Origin of the sequence: Methylobacterium sp. J-026, from assembly GCF_022829585.1 — a bacterium.
Classification (GTDB): Bacteria; Pseudomonadota; Alphaproteobacteria; order Rhizobiales; family Beijerinckiaceae; genus Methylobacterium.
Genome location: NZ_JAKSYC010000315.1, coordinates 1 through 22585 on the forward strand (window position 1 = coordinate 1; position 22585 = coordinate 22585).

At 68.9% G+C, this 22585-nt stretch carries 25 protein-coding genes; 11 read left to right on the forward strand and 14 right to left on the reverse strand.

The window, feature by feature from the left end; all coding sequences use genetic code 11:
- Positions 1-520: DsbE family thiol:disulfide interchange protein (locus MKK69_RS27040; protein WP_243973131.1), on the forward strand; the 520-nt coding region annotated here is incomplete at its 5' end.
- A gap of 105 nt (positions 521-625) precedes the next feature.
- On the opposite strand, the gene MKK69_RS27045 is transcribed toward MKK69_RS27040, so the two are convergent.
- On the reverse strand, positions 626-1240 hold the full coding sequence (locus tag MKK69_RS27045; RefSeq protein WP_243973133.1) for a septation protein A: 615 nt from the start codon (positions 1238-1240) through the stop codon (positions 626-628).
- 87 nt (positions 1241-1327) lie between these two features.
- Here MKK69_RS27045 and MKK69_RS27050 point away from each other — a divergent pair, with 87 nt between their 5' ends.
- Positions 1328-1588, forward strand: coding sequence for a type II toxin-antitoxin system VapB family antitoxin (locus tag MKK69_RS27050; RefSeq protein ID WP_243973135.1), 261 nt, complete (start codon positions 1328-1330; stop codon positions 1586-1588).
- Positions 1585-1974, forward strand: a complete 390-nt coding sequence (locus MKK69_RS27055) for a type II toxin-antitoxin system VapC family toxin (protein ID WP_243973137.1) — start codon at positions 1585-1587, stop codon at positions 1972-1974. Before MKK69_RS27050 ends, MKK69_RS27055 begins: the two co-directional genes overlap by 4 nt.
- On the opposite strand, the gene ftsY is transcribed toward MKK69_RS27055, so the two are convergent.
- Entirely contained in the window at positions 1971-3311 is a 1341-nt protein-coding gene (gene ftsY / locus MKK69_RS27060) for a signal recognition particle-docking protein FtsY (RefSeq protein WP_243973145.1), read from the reverse strand. The genes MKK69_RS27055 and ftsY overlap by 4 nt on opposite strands.
- A gap of 57 nt (positions 3312-3368) precedes the next feature.
- On the opposite strand from ftsY, the gene MKK69_RS27065 reads away from it, so the two are divergent.
- Positions 3369-4070, forward strand: coding sequence for an RluA family pseudouridine synthase (locus tag MKK69_RS27065; RefSeq protein ID WP_243973147.1), 702 nt, complete (start codon positions 3369-3371; stop codon positions 4068-4070).
- Here the strand turns inward: MKK69_RS27065 and mtaB are convergent.
- Together mtaB and dapF are read right to left on the reverse strand one after the other, a co-directional pair.
- Entirely contained in the window at positions 4040-5266 is a 1227-nt protein-coding gene (gene mtaB / locus MKK69_RS27070) for a tRNA (N(6)-L-threonylcarbamoyladenosine(37)-C(2))-methylthiotransferase MtaB (protein ID WP_243973149.1), read from the reverse strand. The two genes, MKK69_RS27065 and mtaB, sit on opposite strands and share 31 nt — an antisense overlap.
- Positions 5266-6153: a diaminopimelate epimerase gene (gene dapF, locus MKK69_RS27075; protein WP_243973151.1), complete on the reverse strand. Its 888-nt coding sequence runs from the start codon at positions 6151-6153 to the stop codon at positions 5266-5268. Before dapF ends, mtaB begins: the two co-directional genes overlap by 1 nt.
- Before the next feature lie 194 nt (positions 6154-6347).
- Between dapF and MKK69_RS27080 the strand changes: the two genes are divergently transcribed.
- Both MKK69_RS27080 and nth read left to right on the forward strand, forming a co-directional pair.
- Positions 6348-7085, forward strand: coding sequence for a GyrI-like domain-containing protein (locus tag MKK69_RS27080; RefSeq protein ID WP_243973153.1), 738 nt, complete (start codon positions 6348-6350; stop codon positions 7083-7085).
- A 249-nt stretch (positions 7086-7334) separates the two neighbouring features.
- On the forward strand, positions 7335-8093 hold the full coding sequence (gene nth, locus MKK69_RS27085) for an endonuclease III domain-containing protein (RefSeq protein ID WP_243973155.1): 759 nt from the start codon (positions 7335-7337) through the stop codon (positions 8091-8093).
- A 16-nt stretch (positions 8094-8109) separates the two neighbouring features.
- On the opposite strand, the gene MKK69_RS27090 is transcribed toward nth, so the two are convergent.
- Complete coding sequence (locus MKK69_RS27090; protein WP_279598648.1) at positions 8110-9876, reverse strand: di-heme-cytochrome C peroxidase; 1767 nt, start codon at positions 9874-9876, stop codon at positions 8110-8112.
- Between the two features lie 268 nt (positions 9877-10144).
- On the opposite strand from MKK69_RS27090, the gene trpS reads away from it, so the two are divergent.
- The 3 genes from trpS to tam are packed head-to-tail and all read left to right on the forward strand — an operon-like array spanning position 10145 to position 12709.
- On the forward strand, positions 10145-11209 hold the full coding sequence (gene trpS / locus MKK69_RS27095) for a tryptophan--tRNA ligase (protein ID WP_243973156.1): 1065 nt from the start codon (positions 10145-10147) through the stop codon (positions 11207-11209).
- Positions 11206-11907, forward strand: coding sequence for a haloacid dehalogenase type II (locus MKK69_RS27100; protein ID WP_243973158.1), 702 nt, complete (start codon positions 11206-11208; stop codon positions 11905-11907). Before trpS ends, MKK69_RS27100 begins: the two co-directional genes overlap by 4 nt.
- 22 nt (positions 11908-11929) lie before the next feature.
- Positions 11930-12709 (forward strand): trans-aconitate 2-methyltransferase, encoded by a 780-nt coding sequence (gene tam / locus MKK69_RS27105; RefSeq protein WP_243973160.1) that lies wholly within the window; start codon positions 11930-11932, stop codon positions 12707-12709.
- 9 nt (positions 12710-12718) lie between these two features.
- Here the strand turns inward: tam and MKK69_RS27110 are convergent, their stop codons facing one another.
- Positions 12719-13372 (reverse strand): pyridoxamine 5'-phosphate oxidase family protein, encoded by a 654-nt coding sequence (locus MKK69_RS27110; protein ID WP_243973162.1) that lies wholly within the window; start codon positions 13370-13372, stop codon positions 12719-12721.
- Between the two features lie 306 nt (positions 13373-13678).
- On the opposite strand from MKK69_RS27110, the gene MKK69_RS27115 reads away from it, so the two are divergent.
- Together MKK69_RS27115 and MKK69_RS27120 are read left to right on the forward strand one after the other, a co-directional pair.
- Positions 13679-14128, forward strand: a complete 450-nt coding sequence (locus MKK69_RS27115; RefSeq protein ID WP_243973164.1) for a RusA family crossover junction endodeoxyribonuclease — start codon at positions 13679-13681, stop codon at positions 14126-14128.
- Positions 14125-14808 (forward strand): hypothetical protein, encoded by a 684-nt coding sequence (locus MKK69_RS27120; RefSeq protein WP_243973166.1) that lies wholly within the window; start codon positions 14125-14127, stop codon positions 14806-14808. Before MKK69_RS27115 ends, MKK69_RS27120 begins: the two co-directional genes overlap by 4 nt.
- Before the next feature lie 240 nt (positions 14809-15048).
- On the opposite strand, the gene ilvC is transcribed toward MKK69_RS27120, so the two are convergent.
- From ilvC to MKK69_RS27160, 8 genes are all read right to left on the reverse strand, one after another.
- Positions 15049-16068 (reverse strand): ketol-acid reductoisomerase, encoded by a 1020-nt coding sequence (gene ilvC / locus MKK69_RS27125; protein ID WP_243973168.1) that lies wholly within the window; start codon positions 16066-16068, stop codon positions 15049-15051.
- 18 nt (positions 16069-16086) lie between these two features.
- A complete protein-coding gene (locus MKK69_RS27130; RefSeq protein ID WP_243973170.1) occupies positions 16087-16722 on the reverse strand; it encodes a TetR/AcrR family transcriptional regulator C-terminal domain-containing protein in 636 nt (211 codons plus the stop codon).
- An 85-nt stretch (positions 16723-16807) separates the two neighbouring features.
- Positions 16808-17452, reverse strand: a complete 645-nt coding sequence (locus MKK69_RS27135; RefSeq protein WP_243973172.1) for a glutathione S-transferase family protein — start codon at positions 17450-17452, stop codon at positions 16808-16810.
- Between the two features lie 25 nt (positions 17453-17477).
- Positions 17478-17828: a type II toxin-antitoxin system PemK/MazF family toxin gene (locus MKK69_RS27140; RefSeq protein ID WP_243973174.1), complete on the reverse strand. Its 351-nt coding sequence runs from the start codon at positions 17826-17828 to the stop codon at positions 17478-17480.
- Positions 17809-18102, reverse strand: coding sequence for a MazF family transcriptional regulator (locus tag MKK69_RS27145; protein WP_243973175.1), 294 nt, complete (start codon positions 18100-18102; stop codon positions 17809-17811). Before MKK69_RS27145 ends, MKK69_RS27140 begins: the two co-directional genes overlap by 20 nt.
- Before the next feature lie 53 nt (positions 18103-18155).
- Positions 18156-18698 (reverse strand): acetolactate synthase small subunit, encoded by a 543-nt coding sequence (gene ilvN, locus MKK69_RS27150; protein WP_243973177.1) that lies wholly within the window; start codon positions 18696-18698, stop codon positions 18156-18158.
- 154 nt (positions 18699-18852) lie between these two features.
- On the reverse strand, positions 18853-20628 hold the full coding sequence (locus MKK69_RS27155; protein ID WP_243973179.1) for an acetolactate synthase 3 large subunit: 1776 nt from the start codon (positions 20626-20628) through the stop codon (positions 18853-18855).
- Positions 20629-21047: 419 nt separating this feature from the next.
- Entirely contained in the window at positions 21048-22493 is a 1446-nt protein-coding gene (locus MKK69_RS27160; protein WP_243973181.1) for an amidase, read from the reverse strand.
- Between the last annotated feature and the right edge of the window lie 92 nt (positions 22494-22585).

Sequence of the window (22585 nt, forward strand, 5' to 3'; positions counted from 1 at the left end):
GGCCGTGCTGTTCCTGCGCCTGCGCTCCGGGGTCGACCCGGCCGCCCTGCCCTCCGCGATGATCGGCAGGCCGGTGCCGCGCTTCGACCTGCCCGCCGTGCCGGGGCTCGCCGCTTCGGGCGCGGCGGTACCGGGCCTGTCGAGCGCGGACCTGAAGGGGCAGATCACGGTGGTGAACGTCTTCGCCTCGTGGTGCGCCCCCTGCCAGGTGGAGCACCCGATGCTGATGCGGCTCGCCCGCGAGCCCGGCATCCGCCTCGTCGGCATCGACTACAAGGAGCCGAGCCCGGAGGCCGGACAGCGCTTCCTGGCCCGGCACGGCGTGCCGTTCAGCGCGGTGGGAGCCGATGCCAGCGGGCGCGCGGCGATCGATTTCGGCGTCTACGGCGTGCCCGAAACCTTCATCATCGGGCCGGACGGCGTGATCCGCGACAAGCTGGTGGGGATCCTCACGCCCGAGAATTTCGCCAGCGTGCTCACGCGGATCCGGGCCGCCGGCAAGGTCGCGGCGGCGCAGTAGCGCCTTGAGCGCTCTCCGCCGGATTGGGCACGGGTTCGGCGCGAGAGAGCGCGTCACAACAAAGGCTGAGAACCGGCTGCGATTGCAGAGCGATCGGAACCGGCTCTAAGCGCCCGGCTGCGGATCCTTGCGCTCGTAGCGGGTGAGGAGCGGCGTCTGCGCGAGGGCGAACAGCACGGTGAGCGGCATGATGCCGAACACTTTGAAGTTGACCCAGAAATCCTCGGTCTGGGTACGCCACACGACCTCGTTCAAGGCCGCCAGGACGAAGAAGAACAGGCCCCAGCGGAGGGTGAGTTTCCGCCAGCCCTCCTCGGTGAGGCTGAACATCGAATCGAGCACCACCGACAGGAGCGGCCGTCCGAAGGCGAGGCCGCCGAGCAGCACGGCGCCGAACAGGGCGTTCACGATGGTCGGCTTGACCATGATGAAGGTCTTGTCCTGCAGCGCCACGGTCAGACCGCCGAACACCACCACCACGGCGCCGGACACGAGCGGCATGATCGGCAGGCGCCGCATCAGGACGTAATGGATCGCCAGCGCCACCACCGTCGCCGCGATGAACACGCCGGTGGCCACGAACAGCTTCTGGTCCGGGGCCACGCCGAATTTTTCCGAGTAGGCGTTGCCCAGGAAGAACAGCACCAGGGGCCCGAGCTCCAGCGCCAGCTTCACGAGGGGCGCCAGATGGCGGCGCGGGGGGACGGATTCGATCTGCATGCGCTCTGGTTGGCTCGGATGCGGCGCCCGCGCTAGGCTGCGGCACCGGACTGGATTCGTCGGGGTGTGTGTAACGCGGGGCGCGCGATGTCCATCATCATCGAGAACGCCGAGGTCGAGGCGCTGCTCACCGACCTCGCGGCGGAGACCCGACAGCCGGCGCCGGACCTGCTGCTGGCGTTGCTCAGGCGTGAGCGGAAGCGGCTGAGAGATGACGGGGGACGCCGCATCGCCCAGGGATTGGCGGCCGATGAGGCGATGCGCCGTGGCCTTAACGCCAGTCCGCTCGCGGATCCGCGGCCGATCGATGAGATCCTGGCGTATGACGAGCAGGGTCTCCCGACGTGATCGTCGTCGACTCGTCGGCCTTCATCGCGATCCTGCGTCGGGAACCCGACGCTGAGCAAATCTCCGGCGTATTGGCACTCGCAACAGCTCCCGCGATGGCAGCGGCGACCTATCTGGAATGTGCGATCGTCGCCTCGCGCGTGCCGAGGGGACGCATGGTGCTCGACGACTGGATTGTCGCGCGCGGCATCACGGTACTGCCCGTCGACCACAGACTCGCTCAGATCGCCGCCGACGCCTTTGCCCGTTACGGCAAGGGTCGGCATCCGGCCGGCCTCAACTTCGGCGATTGTTTCGCCTACGCGCTCGCCCGGTCGCTCAACGCGCCGCTCCTGTCCAAGGGCGAGGACTTCGCCCGGACGGACGTGCTGCGGGCGGTTGCCTAATCCTTCTCCAGCCCGGCGATCGCCCGGGCGAAGTCCCGGGCCGCGAACGGCTCCAGATCCTCCACACCCTCGCCGACGCCGATGAAATGCACCGGCAGGCCGAACTTGGCCGCCAGCGCCACCAGGATGCCGCCCCGGGCGGTGCCGTCGAGCTTGGTCATCACCAGCCCCGACACCGGCGCGGCCTGCGAGAACAGCTCCACCTGCGAGAGGGCGTTCTGGCCGACCGTGGCGTCAAGGACGAGGAGCGTCGCGTGCGGGGCGTCGGGATCCTGCTTGCGCAGCACGCGCACGATCTTCTCCAGCTCCGCCATCAGCCCGGCCTTATTCTGGAGCCGGCCGGCGGTGTCGATCAGGAGCACATCGGTTCCGGCGGCGCCCGCCTGCTTGAGGGCGTCGAAGGCGAGCCCGGCGGCGTCAGCGCCCTGAGCGCCGCTCACCACCGGCGTGCCGGTACACGCCCCCCAGACCTTGAGCTGCTCGACCGCCGCCGCCCGGAACGTGTCACCGGCCGCCAGCATCACGGTCCGCCCCTCCGCCCGCAGCTTCGAGGCGAGCTTGCCGAGCGTCGTGGTCTTGCCGGCCCCGTTCACCCCGACCGTGAGGATCACGAACGGTTTTCTCGCCGTGTCGACGGTGAGGGGCACCGCCACCGGCTCCAGCGCCCGCTCGACCTCCGTCGCCAGGATCACCCGCACCTCGTCGGGGGAGATGCCCTTCTCGTAGCGGCCCTTGCCCACCGCCTCCGAGATCCGCATCGCGGTCTCGAGGCCGAAATCGGCCTGGATCAGGGCATCCTCCAGATCCTCGAGGGTCGTGGCGTCGAGCTTGCGCTTGGTGAACAGGCCCGTGACCCGCTCGGAGAGCGCCGAGGAGGTCCGCTTCATCCCGGAGGTGAGCCGGTTCCACCAGCCCTTGGCCTCCGGCTCGCGGTCGGGCCCCGCGCCGGCATCGTGGGCGAGCGCCGCGGCGCTGTCGACGGGCTGGATGTCGGGGGCGGGCTCCACAGCCGGCTCCCGGGCCGCGTCGCCGGTGTCGACCGGGTCGGCCCCGTGCTCGGGGGCGTCGCCGGCCGTACCGGCGGGTGGATGCTCGGGTTCGCCCGCGATCGGCAGCAGATCCGCACCCTCGACCACGTCCGGGAGCGGGGCCGCGTTCTCCTCGTGCGGCATCGGGAGATGCGCGACATCCTCCGCGCCGGTGGCGAAGTCGGGCTGGCCCTCGGAGGGCGAGGCCGCCTCCGCGGGCAGGTCCGCCTCGGGCTTCTCCTCGGCCGCGTCCGGGCCCTTGCGCCCGAACAGGCGTCCGAACCAGCCGGGCTTGTCCTCGCTCGCCATGAAACCTCGTCCTCGCCCCACCTTGCCGACCCGGCGCCGACCCTCTAGCCGATCCGGATGCCCAACGCCTTCGACATAGGCGCCCGCCTCCTCTACCGCGATGCCCTGCTGCTCGTCATCGACAAGCCGGCGGGCCTGCCGGTCCATCCCGGGCCCCGCGGCGGCGAGACGCTGACCGACCATCTCGACGCCCTGCGGTTCGGCCTGCCGCGCCGCCCCGAGGCCGCGCACAGGCTCGACCGGGACACCTCCGGCTGCCTCGCGCTCGGCCGCCACGCCAAGGCGCTGGCCCGGCTCGGCAAGCTCTTTTCCGGCAGCGCCGTCGACAAGACCTATTGGGCGCTCGTCGAGGGCGGCCCGGCGGAAGCGAGCGGCCGCATCGATCTGCCGCTGGCGCGCCGCTCGGACGACCCGCGCTCCTGGTGGATGAAGGCCGACCCGGCGGGCGACCCGGCGCTGACCCATTGGCGCGTCCTCGGGCGCGCCGGGGGACGGACATGGCTGGAGCTGAAGCCGGTCACCGGCCGCACGCACCAGCTCCGGGTCCACTGCGCCGCCTCGGGCTGGCCGATCGTCGGGGATCCGATCTACGGAAGCGGCCCGCGCGGCGGCAGCCTTCACCTGCACGCGCGCACCTTAACGATCCCGCTCTACCCGAAGCGGGACGCGATCACGGTCACCGCGCCGCCGCCGCCGCACATCGCCGCCGCCCTGACGGCGATGGAGCCTCAGGCCGCGATCAACCGCGCGCCGTCGTGAGAAGCGATACCGACATCGTGAAACGTCCCGGGGGGCGTCTCGACCGCGAGGCGCACCGGCGTGAAATCCGCGCTGCGGCCGATGCCGCCGCGTTCGGCCAGGACCGTCACCCGGCGCCCGACCTGCCCATCGAGGTGCCGGCGTAGGGCGTCGGCGCCGGCCGCGCGCAGGCGGCTCGCGCGATCCCGGATCGCGTCCGGCGCCACCGGCGGCATGCGCGCCGCCGGCGTCCCGGGGCGGGGCGAGTACGGGAAGACGTGCAGGTGGGTCAGGCCGCATTCCGCCACGAGGTCGAGGGAGCGGGCGAACTGCGCCTCGGTCTCCGTCGGAAAACCTGTGATCAGGTCGGCACCGAGCACGATATCCGGGCGCAGCCGCCGCACGGTCTCGCAGAACCGGATCGCGTCGGCGCGGCTGTGCCGACGCTTCATGCGTTTGAGGATCAGGTCGTCACCGGCCTGGAGGGACAGGTGCAGATGCGGCATCAGCCGCGCCTCCTCGGCGATCGCGCCGAGCAGGGCGTCGTCCGCCTCCACGGAGTCGATGGAGGAGAGGCGTAGGCGCGGGAGGTCCGGCACGGCCCGCAGGATCTGCCGCGCGAGGCCGCCGAGGGACAGCGGCGCCCCGGGAAGGTCGCGGCCGTAGGCGGTGAGATCGACGCCGGTGAGGACGATTTCGCGGCCGCCCTGCGCCACGATCGTCTCGACCTGGGTAACCACATCGGCCACCGGCACCGAGCGGGACGGGCCACGGCCGAAGGGAATCACACAGAAGGTGCAGCGATGGTCGCAGCCATTCTGCACGGGCACGAAGGCCCGGGTATGCCCGGCCATCGCCGAGATCCGCGTCGGCTCGGCCGCACGCGCCGCCATCACGGCGCCCGGCCCGGTGGCGTCCGTCGACCAGCCCTCCGGCCGGAGCTTCTCGGCATTGCCGACGAGGCGCGCGACCTCGGGCATGGCCGCGTAGGCCGCCGTCTCGACCTCGGCGCCGCAGCCGGTGACCACGATCTCGGTGCCCGGCCGCTCCCGGGCGATCCGGCGGATCGCCTTGCGGGCCTGCCGGCCGGCCTCGGCCGTGACCGCGCAGGTGTTCACCACCACCCGGTCGCGGCCGTCCGCCGCCGCGTGGACCTTCAAAGCCTCGGACTCGACCGTGTTGAGGCGGCACCCGAAGGTGAGGGTCTCGACCGCCATCAGGCCGCGCCGGCGAACAGCTCCGGCGCCAGGGTCCCCTCGGCGACGAGCGCGACCGGGCCGGTCATCAGGACGTGGTCGTCGGCGCGCCATTCCACGAACAGGTCGCCGCCGGGGAGCGTAACGGAGGCCTGCCGGCCGATCATCCTGAGCCGCGAGGCCGCCACGACGGCGGCGCAGGCGGCGGTGCCGCAGGCCAGCGTCAGCCCGGCCCCGCGCTCCCAGACGCGGAGCGTGATCGCCTCGTATCCGGTGACCTGCGCGATCGAGATGTTGGCACGCTCGGGGAAGCGCGGGTGGTTCTCCAGCATCGGGCCGATGCGGGCGAGGTCGTAGGAATCCGGGTCGGCCTCCACGAAGAACACCGCGTGCGGATTGCCCATGTTGACGACGCCCGGCGAGTGCAGGATCGGATCGTCGATCGGGCCAACCTGAAGTTCGATCCGCCGGGTATCGGGGAACGGCTCGGACAGGGGGATCTCGTCCCAGGCGAGCCGCGGCCGGCCCATATCGACCGTGAAGGCGCGCTCGGAGATGCGGCGCACGCCGAGCAGACCCGCGGCGGTCTCAAGGGTCAGCCGGCCGCCCTCGGCGGGGCGGGCCATGGCCGGATCGTCGAGCATCGCGTAGGCGACGCAGCGGGTGCCGTTGCCACAGGCCCCCGATTCCGAGCCGTCGGTGTTGTAGATCCGCACGAAGGCGTCCGTGCCCGGGCTCACGGGATCGTGCAGCACCATGAGCTGATCGAAGCTGGAGCCCGGATCCCGGGCGATCGCCCGCGCCTCCCCGGGACGGACCGACGCGGTGGAGCCACGCAGGTCCAGCACCACGATCGCGTTGCCGGCGCCGTGCATCTTCAGGAAGCGTCTGTGGGCGAGTGCGCTCATGCGGTCCCGCGGGGCGAGGGAGGGGCCGCTATATCGCAAAAGCACCGCTCCGGCGCGAGGGGTCCGGCGGCGTGGCAGATGCGCCGCACCCGCGGCTCTCGTCCGCGGCGCCCTCGCGGGTTTCCCCTTTCGCCACTAGGTTAGCCGGCGGGAGCTCGCGCGATCCTCCGCCGGGCCTCGACCGGAGCGCCCCCGTGATCCGCCTTCGTCCGCTCGTCGCCCTCTCGGCCGCCCTGATGCTCGCCGCCGGCCCGCTCGCCGCACAGCAGGCCGCTCCGCCCCCCTCCACCGCGCCGGCACCGGCCCAGACCAATCCGCTGCCCACGACGACGGCACCGAATCCGGTGCCCGATCCGGGGAAGAGCGCGGCCCCCGCGCCGGAACAATCGGTCGCCCCCCCGCCCGCCGGCCAGGCCGCCGCGGGGACACCTGCCCGGCCGACCCTGGTCGACAAGCCCGGCGATCCCGGCGATGTCGACGAGGTGACCCTGCCCGCCAAGCCGGCCGCGATCCTCTCGGGCAAGACCAAGTGGGAGGAGGCGGTGCCGAGCCTGAAGCAGGCCTTCGCGCGGATCGAGGCGGACCTAGCCAAGCTCGGCGTCGCGCCGGCGGGCCGGCCGCTCGCGGTCTTCACCCGTACGGACGATGACGGCTTCGAGTTCGAGGCGATGATCCCGGTGGCGGCGGCGCCGAACCCGGCGCCCGCGGATTCCGATGGGCTGCGCTTCGGCACGACCCCGTCGGGCAAGGCCCTGCGCTTCGCCCACAAGGGGTCCTACGAGTCGATCGACGGCACCTACGAGACGCTGACCGCCTATCTCGATGCCAAGGACATCGTGGTGCAGGACCGGTTCGTCGAGGAATACGCCACCGACCTCAACGACAGCACCGACGACAACCTCGACGTGAACATCTACGCCCTGGTGAAGTAGGTCTCGGCAGATCTTCCGGCGTGATGGAGCTATCCCGTCGACAAGCGCTGCGGTTAAGAGCGGCCGCGCGCCCTCCCTCCCCGGCCGAGCTACGGACTGCGCAGGTTTCGATCGTAGCCGTGGGCGGAGGGGGAGGGAGATGCACGGCTCACGATCGTCCGATGCCGGAACCGGAGCGGCTTGATCGGACAGATCGCCGCTGCTGCGCCCCGGCAGGAACAGCGGCGTCCGCTCGCGGATTCGCCCTGCATGCCAACCGCCGACCTTAGAACCGAGACCGTCCCGCGTCCGCGCCGCAAGGCGGCCTCCACTGTCGCGGATCCCGCGCTGGCCGAGAAGGCGCTCGTCGTCCACGCGCGGCTCTCCCCGGTCTATGGCTGCCCGATCCCGTACTTCCACAGCCTCGATCCGGTGAGCGAGCTCGTCTCCTCGCTCCTGTCGCACCGGACCCGCAACGCCGAGTCCGGGCGTGCCTTCAAGGCCCTGCGCGCACGGTTTCCGGACTGGGCGGCGCTCATCGACGCCGACGTGCCGGAGATCGAGGCGGCCATCGCGGGCGTGACCTGGCCGGAACTGAAGGCCCCGCGCCTCCGCGACGTACTCCGCGCTCTGCGCGACCGGTGCGGCACCCTCGATCTCGCCTTCCTGGCCGGCATGGATGTGGAAGCCGCGCGGGCGTGGCTGCAGGCGATCCCGGGGGTCGGGCCGAAGACCAGCGCGGCCGTGCTGTCGTTCTCGACCCTGCGGATGCCGGCCCTGCCGGTCGACAGCCACCACCACCGGGTCGCACAGCGCCTCGGGCTGATCGGCCCGCGGGTCGATGTCGGCCCGGCACACGCGATCCTGCGGGCGCAGCTGCCGGCGGCTTGGAGCGCGCAGGATCTCTACGACAATCACGAGATCCTGATGCTGCACGGCCAGCAGGTCTGCCACCACCGCCGGCCGGCCTGCGGGCGCTGCGTCCTGGTCGACCTGTGCCCGAGCGCGCCGGCGATGCGGGAGCCGTGAGCGAGCCCGCGCGCCGTCAGAGCGACTTCAGGTATTCGAGGAGCGCCTTCTTCTCGTCGGCCGAGAGGTCCGTGCCGTACGCGTGCCCGCATCGGCTGTTGCCGGAATTCCGGTCGGTGCAATCCGTCGTCTTCAGCGTGTAGTCGAACAGCGTCTGGTCCTCCGCGAGGCCGACGGCGTCGATGTCGTAGTTCGGCCCGACCTTGAAGGCCTGTCGGCGCTGATCGGGCTTCTTCAGGAGATCCGCGAGCGTCGCCACCGAGCCGTTGTGCAGGTAGGGCGCGGCCGCCCAGATCCCTTCGAGCACCCGTGCCTCGTAGGGGTAGGTCCCGGCCGGAACACCGGGGACACAGCTCCCGTCCCCCGTCGCGGCCTGGGGGAACGCCTCGGCGAGGGGCCGCAGCTTCGGCGGCAAGGCCAGGATGTCGAGGCGTAGGGCGGCCATGCCGGGCATCGGGGGCGGCCCGGCGATCAGGAACGGTGGGAAGCTCTGGATGATCGAACCGGTCACCGCATTGGCCAGGATGCTGAAGCTGCATTCGTTCTCGGCCCGCAGCGGTGTCGACTGGACGACGGGGATCTGGGCGCCGGTCAGGATGCCGCTCTTGGCCCGCCATTGCATGACCCCGTGCTCGCGGGAATCGGTGCCGACATCCTTGACGGGGGTCTTCCAGGTCTCCGCTTCGAGGGGCCAATGGGCGCCCGGCTCCGGCCCGTGGCAACTCTTGCAGCCGCCCTGGGATTCCGGCCGCGCGAAGATCGCCGCGCCCTGCCGAACCAGGGTCATCTGCAGGCTCCAGGGCCAGCGCGGCGGCCCGATCGCCTTGACCGAGTCCTCGAGCAGCCGCAGGCCGTTGAAATTCGCCGAATTGTCGCTGAGGTAGTCGTATCCGGTCAGGATCTTGAACGCGTCCGGACGGGGATGGAACCGACCGAACACGCCGAGCACCTCGCCGAGGTTGCGGGAGAGGGCGAGGGTGTCGTTGCCGTTCGCGGCAAAGCCCGGCCACTGGGTCCGATCCTGGATCGGCGCGTTCCAGAGGAAGGGATAGCGTGCCGGGGCGTCCGCCGCCCGGATGTTGTCCGGGATCATGGTGCCGGGCGGCAGGCCGATGTCGAGCCCCGTGACGCGGTTGAAGATCATCCCGACCGCATCGAGGCGCGACGGCCCCCAGGGCGTCGTCGGCAGCGCCCGCGCCATCAGCGTATGGTAGCGGTCGTACCAGGACCGCGCGACGACGAGGAGGTTCTGGACCGCGCCGGGCTCACCGGCCCCGGCGCCGAGCACCGCCTGCGCGAAGGGCTGGAACGCGGCCTCGCTGGCCACGACCGCGCCCACGGATTCGTCGAGATCGCTCAGGAGCGTCTGAAAGTCGACGATCGCGGGGCCGCCGTCGATCCGGTAGGCCCTGCCGGCGACGGTGATCTCGCGGGTGTGACACGCGGCGCAGCTCATCCCCGCGATCTCGCCCCCGGCGGGTCCGGCGAAGGTGAAGCCGATCGGCAGATCGTCGCGGCTGTCGGGGTTGGGCAGATAGCCGTAGCGCGACAGGCTCCCGGCGAGGAACGGTGTCCCGTCGCGCTGCTTCAGGGCTTTCAGCCACGCGAGCGGCATCAGTTCGGAGCCCTGATCCTGAACGTAGAAGGCCCGGCGCTCCCGGTCGCCCCAGCGGGAGCCCTGATCGACCTGGACCGGGGGCGTGGCCTGCGCCCGAGCCCCCGGAACGGCCAGCATCGTCAGGAACGCCACGGCGGCCCCGCGAAATCTGCGCGCGAATGGCATCGCGTCCCCCAGATATTGTATTCAGATAGAACTAGACAGCGAATCAACTCAACCCGCCAATTCATATCATGTACTCGGATGCCGCACAGCGCATTCCGATGGGGCGCGGCGGTCGTTCCGGAACCGCGGGGCCGTGGGTCGGCGCCCGCCCCCCGGCGCGAGAGCCGGTCACGCGACACTCCTTGACCCGTCCGCATCAGCGGTGCGAGTAACCGCGCGCCCGGCCGGCGCGGAGCCCCGGCATGTCTGCTGCTCAGGATCGGCGCCGATGGCCGCGTTCACCGAATTGGTCTTCTCGGGCGTCCAGCCCACGGGCAACCTGCACCTCGGCAACTATCTCGGGGCGGTGAAGCGCTTCGTGGAGATGCAGGCCCGCGACGCGCAGTGCCTGTACTGCGTGGTCGACCTGCACGCGATCACCGTCTGGCAGGACCCGGAGGCCCTGCGTGGCCAGATCCGCGAGGTGACGGCCGCCTTCCTGGCCGCCGGCATCGATCCCGCGCAATCCATCGTCTTCAACCAGAGCCAGGTGCCGCAGCACGCCGAACTCGCTTGGGTGTTCAACTGCGTCGCCCGCCTCGGCTGGCTGAACCGGATGACCCAGTTCAAGGAGAAGGCCGGCAAGGACCGGGAGAACGCCTCCATCGGCCTCTACGATTATCCGGTGTTGATGGCGGCCGATATCCTGGCCTACCGGGCGACCCATGTCCCCGTGGGCGAGGACCAGAAACAGCACCTGGAACTGACCCGGGACATCGCCCAGAAGTTCAACACCGACTTCGGAAGCTCGATCGCGGCGCACGGCCACGGCGAGACGTTCTTCCCCGTGACCGAACCGCTGATCGGCGGCCCGGCGGCGCGAGTCATGTCGCTGCGGGATGGATCGAAGAAAATGTCGAAGTCGGACCCGTCCGACAATTCCCGGATCAACCTCACCGACGACGCCGATACCATCGCCCAGAAGATCCGCCGGGCGAAGACCGACCCTGAGCCGCTGCCCTCCGAGATCGCCGGGCTGAAGGACCGGCCGGAGGCAGACAACCTCGTGGGGATCTACGCGGCTTTGGCCGGGATCACCCGCGAGGACGTGCTGCGCGACTTCGGCGGGGCGCAGTTCTCGGCCTTCAAGCCGGCGCTCGCCGACCTCGCGGTGACGAGCCTCGGGCCGATCGCCGGGGAGATGCGCCGTCTCACCGCCGATCCGGGCCATATCGACGCCGTGCTGGCCGACGGGGCGGGGCGGGCCGAGACGATCGCGGCCCAGACGCTGGATGCGGTCAAGGACATCGTCGGCTTCGTGCGCCGGGGTCCCAGCCTTCAGACTGTGCGATGACCGTCCGGGCGCTGGTCTTCGACGTCTTCGGGACGCTGGTCGACTGGCGCTCCGGCGTCGCCCGCGAGGCCGCGCGGCTGCTGGCGCCCTTCGCGCCGAGCCTCGATGCCGGGGCCTTCGCGGATGCCTGGCGGGCCCGCTACAACCCCTCGATGGAGACCGTGCGTTCCGGCGTGCGGCCCTTCGTCGATCTCGACACGCTCCAGGCGGAATCGCTGCCCGACGTGCTGGCCCAATTCGGTATCGCGGGCGTCCCGGAGGACCTGCGGCGGGAGCTGGTCCAGGCCTGGCACCGGCTCGACGCCTGGCCCGAAGTGCCGGAGGCCATGCGCCGGCTGCGCGAAAAACACCTCCTGGCGCCGAACTCGAACGGCCACGTCCGGCTGATGGCCGATCTCGCCCGGCGCAACGGCCTGCTCTTCGACGCGATCCTGGGCGCCGGCTATTCCCGCGACTACAAGCCCAAGCCCGCGCTCTACCACGATGCGGTGGCGGCGTTCGGCTTCGCCCCGGGGGAGACCGTGATGGTCGCCGCCCATTCGAACGACCTCACGGCGGCGGCGAGCCATGGCCTGTCCACCGCCCATATCGCCCGGCCGCACGAGCACGGGCCGGGCGGCGGCGAGGCGGGGCCTGCAGTCCCGGTCACCTACGCGGCCCGGGACCTGGCGGATCTGGCCGACCAGCTCGGCTGCTGAGAACCGGGGATGGGCGATCGCGATGGCTGATTGGAACCCCGCCCTCTACACCCGCTTCGAGGACGAGCGCACCCGCCCGGCGGCCGAACTCCTGGCCCGGATCCCGCTCACTGCCCCGCGCCTCGCCTACGACCTCGGCTGCGGGCCGGGCAATTCCACGGCGCTGATCGCGGCGCGCTTCCCAGAGGCCGAGGTGATCGGCCTCGACACCTCGCCGGCCATGCTGGAGAGCGCCCGGACCCGCCTGCCCGGCCTCGCCTTCGCGTTGGCCGACGCCGCGACCTGGGCGCCCGAGCGCGCGCCGGATCTGATCTACGCCAACGCGGTGCTGCAATGGCTGCCCGACCATCCGGCGCTGCTGCCCCGGCTGTTCGGCCTCCTGGCCCCAGGTGGCGTGCTGGCCGTGCAGATGCCCGACAACCTCGCCGAACCGTCGCACCGCCTGATGCGCGAGACCGCGTCGGCCGGCCCCTGGGCCGGGGCGATCGGCGATCCGGCGGTCGCCGGGCGGCTCGGCCGGATGCTGGAGCCGGCCGGCTATTACGATCTGTTGGCGCCGCTGGCCGCCGCGGTGGATGTTTGGCGCACCGCCTATCACCACCCGATGGCGGATGCCGCCGCCATCGTGGACTGGGTGAGCGCCACCGGGCTGCGCCCGTTCCTCGACCCGCTGGACCCGGACCAGACGGCCGGGTTCCTGGCCGCCTACGAGGCCGCGATCGACGCCGGCTACCCGCCCCGCGGCGACGGGCGGCGCCTGCTCGCCTTCCCGCGGGTGTTCATCGTGGCGAAGGCCCCGTAGGCGAGCGGCTCAGGCCTCGCCGCGGGCGACCAGGGCCTCGTATTCGGACACTTCCAGCTTGCCCTCCTTGGCGACCCGGGCCTTGTCGGCGTCGCTGATCACGTCGCCGGCGAGGTCGAGGCGCTTCCAGGCGGCGAGCGGGGTCTCGCGGCCGGGAGTCGGGACGTACTTGTTCTGCGCGAGCTTCTGGTACTTGTGGATGTAGCGCGGGCAGTTGACCCAGATCTTCGTCACCGCGACCTTCACCAGGTACTTGGCCTCGGTGTATTCGGCCATCAGGGCGTCGTCGCGCAGCAGCGTCGCGTGGCCCTGGACGCGGATCCGGTGCGGGGTCTCAAAATCGATGAACAGCAGGCCGACCTTGGCCTGCCCCTCGATGTTGCCCATCGAGTAGAACATGCCGTTGCCGTCGAAGCCCGGGAACACGAGGGTGTTCTCGTCGAGCACCTTCACGAAGCCCTGCGGGCCGCCCTTGTAGGAGACGGTCGGCATCCCGTCGGGATCGACCGTGGACAGGAAGAACATGTCCCGGGAGCCGATGAACGCGCCCTCATCCGGCTGAATGCGCTCGTGGACCCAGTCCTCGTCCAGGCGCACCGCGAGCTTGGTCGTGCCGAACTCCTCCTGCAGCGCCCGGTGCGCGTCGGAATAGAGCGATGCCATGCGTGTCCTCTCCGCTTGCCGGTCCTCGTACAGGGGGGACCGCTGTGGGGCTTATGGCCGAAAAATGTGGTCGCGGGCAACCTCCTAGTCGATTTACGAGCTTCTACGCGAGACTTTAAAGTCCATTGACGGACAGAAATAGCTGCTTCGTCGATCAAAAGTCCTATTTAAGTTTTAGCACATCCCTCGGCTTTTCGGCCGAACGGTTGGGACAAACGCAAGCGAGAAAACCGCTTCCGTGACCCGAGATCGCAGAAATGCTAGTGACGCCGTTCGATCAGCTTCCTTGGCAGGCGGTAGCAGACGATGGCCGACGAGATCGATGATGCGTTTGCGTTGCCTTTTCCAATTGAACTCATCATCCAGGAAACCCCACGCTCACTTCAATCCAAAAACGCGAAAGCGAAAGAAGATTGGAAAGCGATGGTAAGACAGGTGGCGAAGAATTTTATCGATACACACCGTGAGTTCACGTTGCTCGACGATCGACCGCTCGCGGCGAAGATTTTGTATTTTGCGCCAGCTCCTATGGAAGGCGACATCGATAATATCGTCAAGCTGATCCTCGATGGCATGCTGAAGACTGTTTATCTAGATGATCAGGTTATCGAGCGCATTACAGCTCAGAAGATTGAGCCCGGCATCGTCGTTGAATTTGCTTCTATAACTGATACGCTGGAGCAAGCGGCCGGAACCGAGCCTCCAGTGGTCTACATCAGAGTTGATGACGATCTGAGCTGGAGGGAAGTGGCATGACACATACGCCTTCCGCATCCGAAGAATATGCCGCCCAAATCAATGCGCTTATGGGACGATTGCACAAAGAGTCAGAACGACGAGGCTACAAATTCTATGTACAGCCATCACCAGAAGTACTGCCCGAATTCCTGAAGGGCTACCGTCCCGATGCAATAAGCATTGGGCCGGACGGAGGAACCGTCATCGAAATCAAGTCGCGCCGAGACAACCCACAACGAGAGAGCTTGACCAAGATAGGGAATTTGGTCGAAGGCCAGAAGGGCTGGGAGTTCCGAGTTTTTTACGTATCACCGCCCGCAGATGGCAGGCCGGATTTATCTGCTCCTACGGAGAACGAACTGGCGTCCGGTATAGCGGAAGCCCGGAAGTTGCTCGAAAGCGGTCATGAACGAGCGGCGCTCCTGATCGCTTGGTCGCTTCTGGAAGCGATTGCGCGTTTCGTAACCCCGGCAGAAGAGAGGTCCAAGGCGCGACCGTTGTCCCCAATGCAAGCCGTTCAGACACTCGCGGAGCTAGGGTATGTGGCAGAAGTCGATGCTCGGAGGCTTCGAAAATTGACGAGCCTCAGAAACGCTGTTGCCCATGGCGGCCTGGGAACTCCCGTGCCGACCGAAATCGTCACTCAACTGATCCATGATTTAGAAGAGATAGCGCACAGCCTCAAAGAGACCGCATAAATTAGCAGAAAAATTCCGCCTTGCAGAAATCGAACCTTGGTTTTCGATCGAACGCAGGCTTTGAAACTCACGGGCCCGCCAGAGCGTGACGATGCTTGAGGCCCGAATAGTGTCGAGCGCGGTCGGAACCAGACGTCAGATACCAGTCCCTGGAACGCGAAGAGCCGGCGACGCCCTTGCGCGGCCGGCCCCTCACTCCCCGCGGCCGAGCGAAGCCCGGCCGCGCGACCCGAAAAGAAATCAGTTGCGGGTCTTGTCGACCAGCGCCTTCTCGGAGATCCACGGCATCATGCCGCGGAGCTTGGCGCCGACCTCCTCGATCGGGTGAGCGGCGAGCTTGGCGCGGGTCGCCTTGAACGAGGTCTGGTTGACCTTGTTCTCCAGCATCCAGTTGCGGGTGAAGGTGCCCGACTGGATGTCGGTGAGCACGCGCTTCATCTCGGCCTTGGTCTCGGGCGTGACGATGCGCGGGCCGGTGACGTACTCGCCGTACTCGGCCGTGTTGGAGATCGAGTAGTTCATGTTGGCGATGCCGCCCTCGTAGATGAGGTCGACGATCAGCTTCACCTCGTGCAGGCACTCGAAATAGGCCATCTCGGGGGCATAGCCCGCCTCGACCAGGGTCTCGAAGCCGGCCTTGATCAGCTCGACCAAGCCGCCGCACAGAACGGCCTGCTCACCGAACAGGTCGGTCTCGCACTCTTCCTTGAAGGTGGTCTCGATGATGCCGGCGCGGCCGCCGCCATTGGCCGAGGCGTAGGACAGGCCGAGATCGTGAGCGTTGCCCGACGCGTCCTGCGCGATGGCGATCAGGGTCGGCACGCCGCCGCCGCGCAGGTACTCGGAGCGCACCGTGTGGCCGGGGCCCTTCGGGGCGACCATCAGGACGTCGAGATCCTTGCGCGGCTCGATCAGGTTGAAGTGGACGTTGAGGCCGTGGGCGAACAGGAGGGCGGCGCCCTGCTTCATGTTGCCTTCGAGGGACTCCCGGTAGATGTCGCCCTGGAGCTCGTCGGGGGTGAGCATCATCACCACGTCGGCCCACTTGGCGGCCTCGGCGACCGAGAGGACCTTGAAGCCCTCGTGCTCCGCCTTCTTGGCGGTGGCGGAGCCCTCGCGGAGCGCGATGACGATGTCCTTCACGCCGGAATCGCGCAGGTTGAGCGCGTGGGCATGGCCCTGGCTGCCGTAGCCGACGATGGCGACCTTCTTGCCCTTGATCAGGTTCAGGTCGGCGTCGCGATCGTAATAAACCCGCATGTCGGTTTCCTCTTCAGGTTAGGGTTTCGCCTGGCCGTACAGGGCCAGGAACTGGTCCACGGCGCGCCCCGCATCGCGCCGGATTTCATCTGCATCGAGGTCGAGGGCCTCGCCGAGCAGGAGTCGGATCTGGATATCCCGGCCGACGAGTCCGAAGAAGGTCCGGAACGCCGCCTCGCTGTCGGCGAAGGCGAGGAGTCCCGCCGCGCGCCCGGCCTCCAGCACCGGCTTGACCCGCTCGCCGATGGCGAAGCGGCCGTTCGCCAGGACGATGCCGCCGAGGTTGCTCTTGTGCGAGCCGGCATGCGCGATGGCGATCCGGTTCAGCGCGACCGACGTCGGACCGGAGATGACCTCCAGCCAGGTCACGGCGAAATCCTGCAGGCGCTCGCGCAGGGTCGCCCCGTCGAGCACCTGCGCGGCGTCATAGCCGGCATGGACCCGGGAGGCCTGCCAGCGCACCGTCGCGGTGAGCAAGCCGTCGCGGTCGCCGAACCACTTGTAGAGCGTCTCCTTCGAGCAGCTCGCCCGGCGCGCGACCGCGTCCATGGTGAGCTGATCGCCATCCGCGACCATCAAGCCGAGCACGGCATCCAGCACCGCCTGCTGGCGGGCCGAGGGCGCTTCCTGCTCTGCTGTGGCGCTGGTCTGCATCGTCTCGGGATAGCGTACCGTACCGTACGGTACGCTCAGTAAGCCGATTCGGCGGTCGTGGCAAGGGGGCCGCAACCGGGCGACTTCAGCGCGGAAGCGGCAGCCCTTCGCGGGCGAACACGGCCTGGACGGCGGGACGCTCGGCGACCCGGCGGGCATGGGCGGTCCAGGCCGGGAAGCGGCCGGCCATATCGAAGCGGAGGGTCGGACCGTTGGCCCAGAACCAGAACACCATCAGGTAGGCGTCGACGACGCTGAAACGGCCGCTCACCGCCCAGCCGCCGTGCGACAGGCGCACCTCGGTCATGGTGGCGAGATCGGCGTAGGTATCGGCGGCCTTGGCCTTGATGCCCTCGAACGCACCCTCGTCCTCGGTGTAGCGCTCCGGGCGGCGGACATGGGCGTAGGTCACGTGATGGTTGCAGGCGAGCCAGCCGAGCCACTCGTCCGCGGCGGCCTGCTCGCGCAGGTCCTTGGGCCACAACCCCCTCTCCGGCACGGAGCGGGCGATATGGCGCAGGATCGCGGCGCATTCGGTGAGCACCCACCCGTCCTCGGTGAGCGCCGGTACGCGGCCGCGATCGTTGATGGCGAGATATTCCGGCCGGCGCTGGTCGCCCGCGGCGAGGTCGAGCTTGATGCCCTCGTAGGGCAGCCCGGATTCCTCCAGGACGATGTGGGCGGCCAGCGAGCAGGCGCCGGGGGCGTAGTAGAGGGTGCGGGCGGTCATACGACTTCCATACGCCGACCCCGCCTCAAAGCCCGAGCAATTTCGCGATCTGATGACGAACTTCGGCAACAACAGCGGCAGGTGCGACCCCGAGCCGTCTCAGGATGCGCGCCCGCTGGTCGATGGAGCGGACCTGATCCGTCAACACCGCGCCGCGCACAGCCAGGCCGGCTGGAAGCATGACTTTCGTCGGCCAGGGTTCGATGTTGCTTGTGATCGGAAAGACGATGACCCGGCGTGTCGCGTCGTTCATTAAAGCTTCCGAGACAACCAATCCCGGCCGGCGACCGTCCTGTTCGGTACCACGCACGGGACCGAACTCGACGAGGATCAAATCTCCAGCCTGGAACGACAGGCTAGCGGGGATCGTCATCATCGATGATCTCGGAGCCGACATCAGGCCCCCAATCGACCGTCGGCGGCTCGAAATCCGGACCCAGACGGCGCATCTCGGCAACCATCTCCTCGAGCGTGTAGACCGGCAAGCCATCGACATAGCGACGGCCGGCCCATTGCTGCGGCTCCGGCGCGGCCGGGCGCTTTGAGACGATCTCCACAGTCTCGCCCTCGCGGATGCCGAGTTCCTCGGCCTCCGCGCTGCTCAGCCGGACCGCGAAATCGTCACCCCAGCGAATCACCTTGGCTTCCATCGCTCCGCCTCCTGCGGGGACGGCGCATCCTAGCAGATTCGGGCCGCCGGTTCCTACAGCGGCTCCGCCCCGCGCCCCATCGCGGAGATGCCGGTCCGGCAGATCTCCACCAGCCCGATCACGCTCATCAGCCGCACGAACCGGTCGATCTCCTCTGTGGCGCCGGTGAGTTCGAACACGAAGGAGTTCAGCGTCGCGTCGAGCGTCTTGGCGCCGAAGGCGGCGGCGAGGCGCAGGGCCTCGCTGCGGTGCTCGCCCTCGCCCTTCACCTTCACGAGGCAGATCTCGCGCTCGAGGGCGTTGCCCTGGAGCGTCAGGTCCACCACCCGATGCACCGGCACCAGCCGGTCGAGCTGGGCCTTGATCTGGTCAATCACCGCGTTGGTGCCCGTGGTGACGATGGTGATGCGCGAGATGTGGCGCGCCTCCTCGGTCTCCGAGACCGTCAGGCTCTCGATGTTGTAGCCCCGGCCGGAGAACAGGCCGGAGATGCGGGCGAGCACGCCGGGCTCGTTGTCGACGATCACGGCCAGCGTGTGCCGGTTCACCGGCTCGACGCGGCCGGCGTCGGGATAGTGGGTGTTCATCGCGTTCATGACCGGCTTCGTCCTCGTCGGGGTTTCCGAAGGGCTTGCCCTTCCGCGGGGTGTCGGGGCGGAGCCTGACAGCAGGGCTTAAGCCCTGCACCCGCAAAAGGTCTCGACCTTTTGAAACCAGGATATTCGAGATCAGTCCTGGGATCTCGGCCCGTTACACCAGCATCTTGCCTTCCTCGGAGATCACGTCGCCGAGTTCGACGCCGGTCTCGCCGAGGTAGTCGGACAGGAGCATCTCGTTATGCGCCTTGCCCGACGGGATCATCGGGAAGCAGTTCTCGGTCTTGTCGACGATGCAGTCGAAGATCACCGGACCGTCATGGGCGAGCATCTCGGCGATGGCGCCGTCGAGGTCGCCCGGCTTCTCGCAGCGCATGCCCTTGGCGCCGTAGGCTTCCGCGAGCTTCACGAAGTCCGGCAGGCTCTCCGAGTAGCTCTGCGAGTAGCGCGAGCCGTGCAGCAGCTCCTGCCACTGCCGGACCATGCCCATGTACTCGTTGTTCAGGATGAACACCTTGACCGGCAGGCGGTACTGAACCGCGGTCGACATCTCCTGCATGTTCATCAGGATCGAGGCTTCGCCGGCGATGTCGATCACCAGCCCGTCCGGATGGGCGAGCTGGGTGCCGATCGCCGCCGGCAGGCCGTAACCCATGGTGCCGAGGCCGCCGGAGGTCATCCAGCGGTTCGGCTCGTCGTACTTGAAGTACTGGGCCGCCCACATCTGGTGCTGGCCGACCTCGGTGGTGATGTAGGTCTCGCGGCTCTTGCAGGCCTCGTAGAGGCGCTGGACCGCGTATTGCGGCTTGATGATCGTGCCCGACGGCCAGTAGGCGAGGCAGTCGCGCGCCTTCCAGGCGCCGATCTTCTGGAACCACGGGTCGAGGTTCGACCGCTCGGGCCGCGACGGCAGGGCGCGCCACGCCTCCAGCATGTCGGCGAGCACCGAGCCGCAATCGCCGATGATCCCGATATCGACCTTCACGACCTTGTTGATCGAGGAGGCGTCGACGTCGATGTGGATCTTCTTCGAGAACGGCGAGAACGCGTCGAGCCGGCCGGTGATCCGGTCGTCGAACCGGGCGCCGACGCAGATCATCACGTCGCACTCGTGCATCGCGAGGTTGGCCTCGTAGGTCCCGTGCATGCCGAGCATGCCGAGGAACTTCTCGTCCGTGCCCGGATAGGCGCCCAGCCCCATCAGGGTCGAGGTGATCGGGAAGCCGGTCTCGCGGACGAGCTCGCGCAGCAGGCGCGAGGCCTCGGGACCCGAGTTGATCACGCCGCCGCCGGTGTAGAAGACCGGCCGGCGCGCCGTCGCCATCAGCTCGACGGCCGCGCGGATCCGGTCGGAATCGCCCTTCACGGCCGGGCGGTAGGTCTTGTGGCTCGCGATCTCGGGGCGCTCGTAGAGGCCGGAGGCGAACTGGATGTCCTTGGGCAGGTCGACCACGACCGGGCCGGGCCGGCCGTTCGCCGCGACGTAGAACGCCTCGTGCAGGATGCGCGGCAGGTCGTCGATCGATTTGACCAAGTAATTGTGCTTCGTGCAGTGGCGCGTGATGCCGACCGTGTCGCACTCCTGGAACGCGTCGGTGCCGATCAGGTGCGTCGGCACCTGGCCGGTGATGCAGACCAGCGGGATCGAATCCAGCATGGCGTCGGTCAGGCCGGTGACGATGTTGGTGGCACCGGGGCCCGAGGTGACGAGGACGCAGCCGACCTTGCCGGAGGAGCGTGCATAGCCCTCCGCGGCGTGGACCGCACCCTGCTCGTGGCGGACGAGGATGTGCTTGACGGCGTTCTGGTGGAACAGCGCGTCGTAGATCGGAAGTACGGCGCCGCCCGGATACCCGAACAGCGTATCGACACCCTGATCCTGGAAGGCCCGGATGACCATCTCGGCCCCGGTCATGACCTCGCCGCCCATGCTCGTCTCCTCGCGCTCAGCGGGGCCACGGCGATCCTCCGGACCGCTGCCCTGCCCCGTCCTCTCTCGTCGCACCCTCGTCCCGCGGGGCGGTCTCCGCCTCGCCCGAAAGTGCCGATCGCCTCGAATATCCGTCCCGTCCCGCCGGCCCTGACGCAGGCAACAAAAAAGGGCCCCGAGGGACCCTGCATGCGCCACCGTCCGGATTGCGACCCTCGTTTAGGGCCGCCCCGTCGGTGACGCTGGCGCTACAATAAGGACCGTGGACATCGGATATCCGAACCTGCTCCGCGACGGCCGCGTGACCCGGAACGGGTCATGGTTGGCACGCGGAGTGTCGGGCCTCTTAGCCGAGTGCGCGGAGCCGGTCAACGCATCCGTGCATCCGTTTGCGCCGGTTTGGGGGTGAGGCTGCGCCTTCAGTTCAGCGGCGGCGGGTATCGGCGGACCCAGTTGCTCGCGGCATCGTAGGCGGCGCCGAGTTGCAGGCAGGCCAGCTCGCCGTGGTTGCGGCCGACGATCTGGATGCCGGTGGGCAATCCGGCCGCGCCGAACCCGGCCGGGACGTCCAGCGCCGGCAGGCCCGCCATGGTCACGGGGATCACCGTCTGCATCCAGCGATGGTAAGTGTCCATCGCCCGCCCGCCGACGGTCTCGGGCCAGCGCAGGGCCTTGTCGAAGGGGAAGACCTGCGTCGTCGGCATCACGAGGTAGTCGTAGGCCTCCATGAAGCGGCGCAGGGTCTCGTACCAGCGCGTACGCCCTTCGAGGGCCGCGATGATCCGGTCGGCCCCGAGGGCGAGACCCCGTTCCACCTCCCAGGCCGCCTCCGGCTTGAGCAGCGCCCGATGCCGGGGCTCGTCGTAGAACGGGCGGAGCGCCGCCGCGACGGTGAGCGCCCGCAGCACCAGCCAGTCCTGCCAGAGCTGCTCCATGTCGAAGCGCGGCACCGCCTCCTCGACGGTGCAGCCGATCTCGACGAAGGTGGTCAGCGCGGAGCGCCCAAGCTCCAAGACGCCGGGATCGAACGGGATCTGGCCGCCGCAATCGCCGAGCCACGCGATCCGGGTGCCGCGGAAGTCGCGGGCGAGCGGGTTCGCGAAGGCGGACGGGTCCTGGCGGATGGAATTCGGGCCGCGCGGATCGTAGCCCGCCTGGACCGAGAGCATCAGGCCGATATCGGCCGGCGTGCGGCCGATCGCTCCGAGCACGCCGAGAGCCGGGCTGAACACATCCTTGGCCTCGGCGGGAATGCGGCCCCAGCTCGGGCGCAGGCCGTAGCAATTGTTGAAGGCCGGCGGGTTGCGCAGTGACCCGGCATGGTCGCTGCCGTCGGCGACCGGCTGCATCCGCAGGGCCACCGCCACCGCGGCGCCGCCGCTCGACCCGCCCGCGCTCTTGGTCGGATCGTAGGCGTTGGCGGTGGTGCCGTAGACCGGGTTGAAGCTGTGCGAGCCGAGGCCGAATTCGGGCACGTTGGTCTTGCCGATGAAGAGCGCCCCGGCGGCACGCAGGCGGGCCACCATGATCGAATCCGTCTCCGCGATCCGGTCGGCGAAGATCGGCGAGCCCTGCGTGAAGCGCAGGCCGCGCACCGGGTCGAGATCCTTCACGGCCAGCGGAAAGCCGTGCAGCGGGCCGACGGCCTCGCCGCGGGCCAGGGTGGCGTCCGCGGCCTCGGCCTCCTTCAGGAGCGCCGCGTCGTCCCGCAGGGCCACGATGGCGTTCACCTGCGGGTTGAGCCGGTGGATCCGCTCCAGATAGGCGCGCATCACCTCGGCGCAGGAGACGACCCGGCCGCGGATGGCGGCGGAGAGGTCCACGGCACCCATGGCGGTGATGCCGTCCGGTCGCCTATCCTGCATCGTACGCCGTCTCCAAATCAGTGCGAGCGGTGGCCGCGTCAAAGGCGTTCGCAAGCCCTCTGCCGCCACTTAGGTTACGGATCGCCGCTGAG

Excerpts from the sequence above, each read along its gene's own strand:
- ilvC (WP_243973168.1), bottom strand. The coding sequence starts at position 16,068 with ATGCGGGTTTATTACGATCGCGACGCCGACCTGAACCTGATCAAGGGC.
- MKK69_RS27160 (WP_243973181.1), bottom strand. The coding sequence starts at position 22,493 with ATGCAGGATAGGCGACCGGACGGCATCACCGCCATGGGTGCCGTGGAC.
- MKK69_RS27130 (WP_243973170.1), bottom strand. The coding sequence starts at position 16,722 with ATGCAGACCAGCGCCACAGCAGAGCAGGAAGCGCCCTCGGCCCGCCAG.
- nth (WP_243973155.1), top strand. The coding sequence starts at position 7,335 with ATGCCAACCGCCGACCTTAGAACCGAGACCGTCCCGCGTCCGCGCCGC.
- MKK69_RS27065 (WP_243973147.1), top strand. The coding sequence starts at position 3,369 with ATGCCCAACGCCTTCGACATAGGCGCCCGCCTCCTCTACCGCGATGCC.
- trpS (WP_243973156.1), top strand. The coding sequence starts at position 10,145 with ATGGCCGCGTTCACCGAATTGGTCTTCTCGGGCGTCCAGCCCACGGGC.
- MKK69_RS27120 (WP_243973166.1), top strand. The coding sequence starts at position 14,125 with ATGACACATACGCCTTCCGCATCCGAAGAATATGCCGCCCAAATCAAT.
- MKK69_RS27045 (WP_243973133.1), bottom strand. The coding sequence starts at position 1,240 with ATGCAGATCGAATCCGTCCCCCCGCGCCGCCATCTGGCGCCCCTCGTG.
- MKK69_RS27135 (WP_243973172.1), bottom strand. The coding sequence starts at position 17,452 with ATGACCGCCCGCACCCTCTACTACGCCCCCGGCGCCTGCTCGCTGGCC.
- MKK69_RS27100 (WP_243973158.1), top strand. The coding sequence starts at position 11,206 with ATGACCGTCCGGGCGCTGGTCTTCGACGTCTTCGGGACGCTGGTCGAC.
- ftsY (WP_243973145.1), bottom strand. The coding sequence starts at position 3,311 with ATGGCGAGCGAGGACAAGCCCGGCTGGTTCGGACGCCTGTTCGGGCGC.
- MKK69_RS27140 (WP_243973174.1), bottom strand. The coding sequence starts at position 17,828 with ATGATGACGATCCCCGCTAGCCTGTCGTTCCAGGCTGGAGATTTGATC.
- MKK69_RS27115 (WP_243973164.1), top strand. The coding sequence starts at position 13,679 with ATGGCCGACGAGATCGATGATGCGTTTGCGTTGCCTTTTCCAATTGAA.
- MKK69_RS27155 (WP_243973179.1), bottom strand. The coding sequence starts at position 20,628 with ATGGGCGGCGAGGTCATGACCGGGGCCGAGATGGTCATCCGGGCCTTC.
- mtaB (WP_243973149.1), bottom strand. The coding sequence starts at position 5,266 with ATGGCGGTCGAGACCCTCACCTTCGGGTGCCGCCTCAACACGGTCGAG.
- MKK69_RS27050 (WP_243973135.1), top strand. The coding sequence starts at position 1,328 with ATGTCCATCATCATCGAGAACGCCGAGGTCGAGGCGCTGCTCACCGAC.
- dapF (WP_243973151.1), bottom strand. The coding sequence starts at position 6,153 with ATGAGCGCACTCGCCCACAGACGCTTCCTGAAGATGCACGGCGCCGGC.
- MKK69_RS27145 (WP_243973175.1), bottom strand. The coding sequence starts at position 18,102 with ATGGAAGCCAAGGTGATTCGCTGGGGTGACGATTTCGCGGTCCGGCTG.
- MKK69_RS27090 (WP_279598648.1), bottom strand. The coding sequence starts at position 9,876 with ATGCCATTCGCGCGCAGATTTCGCGGGGCCGCCGTGGCGTTCCTGACG.
- MKK69_RS27110 (WP_243973162.1), bottom strand. The coding sequence starts at position 13,372 with ATGGCATCGCTCTATTCCGACGCGCACCGGGCGCTGCAGGAGGAGTTC.
- ilvN (WP_243973177.1), bottom strand. The coding sequence starts at position 18,698 with ATGAACGCGATGAACACCCACTATCCCGACGCCGGCCGCGTCGAGCCG.
- tam (WP_243973160.1), top strand. The coding sequence starts at position 11,930 with ATGGCTGATTGGAACCCCGCCCTCTACACCCGCTTCGAGGACGAGCGC.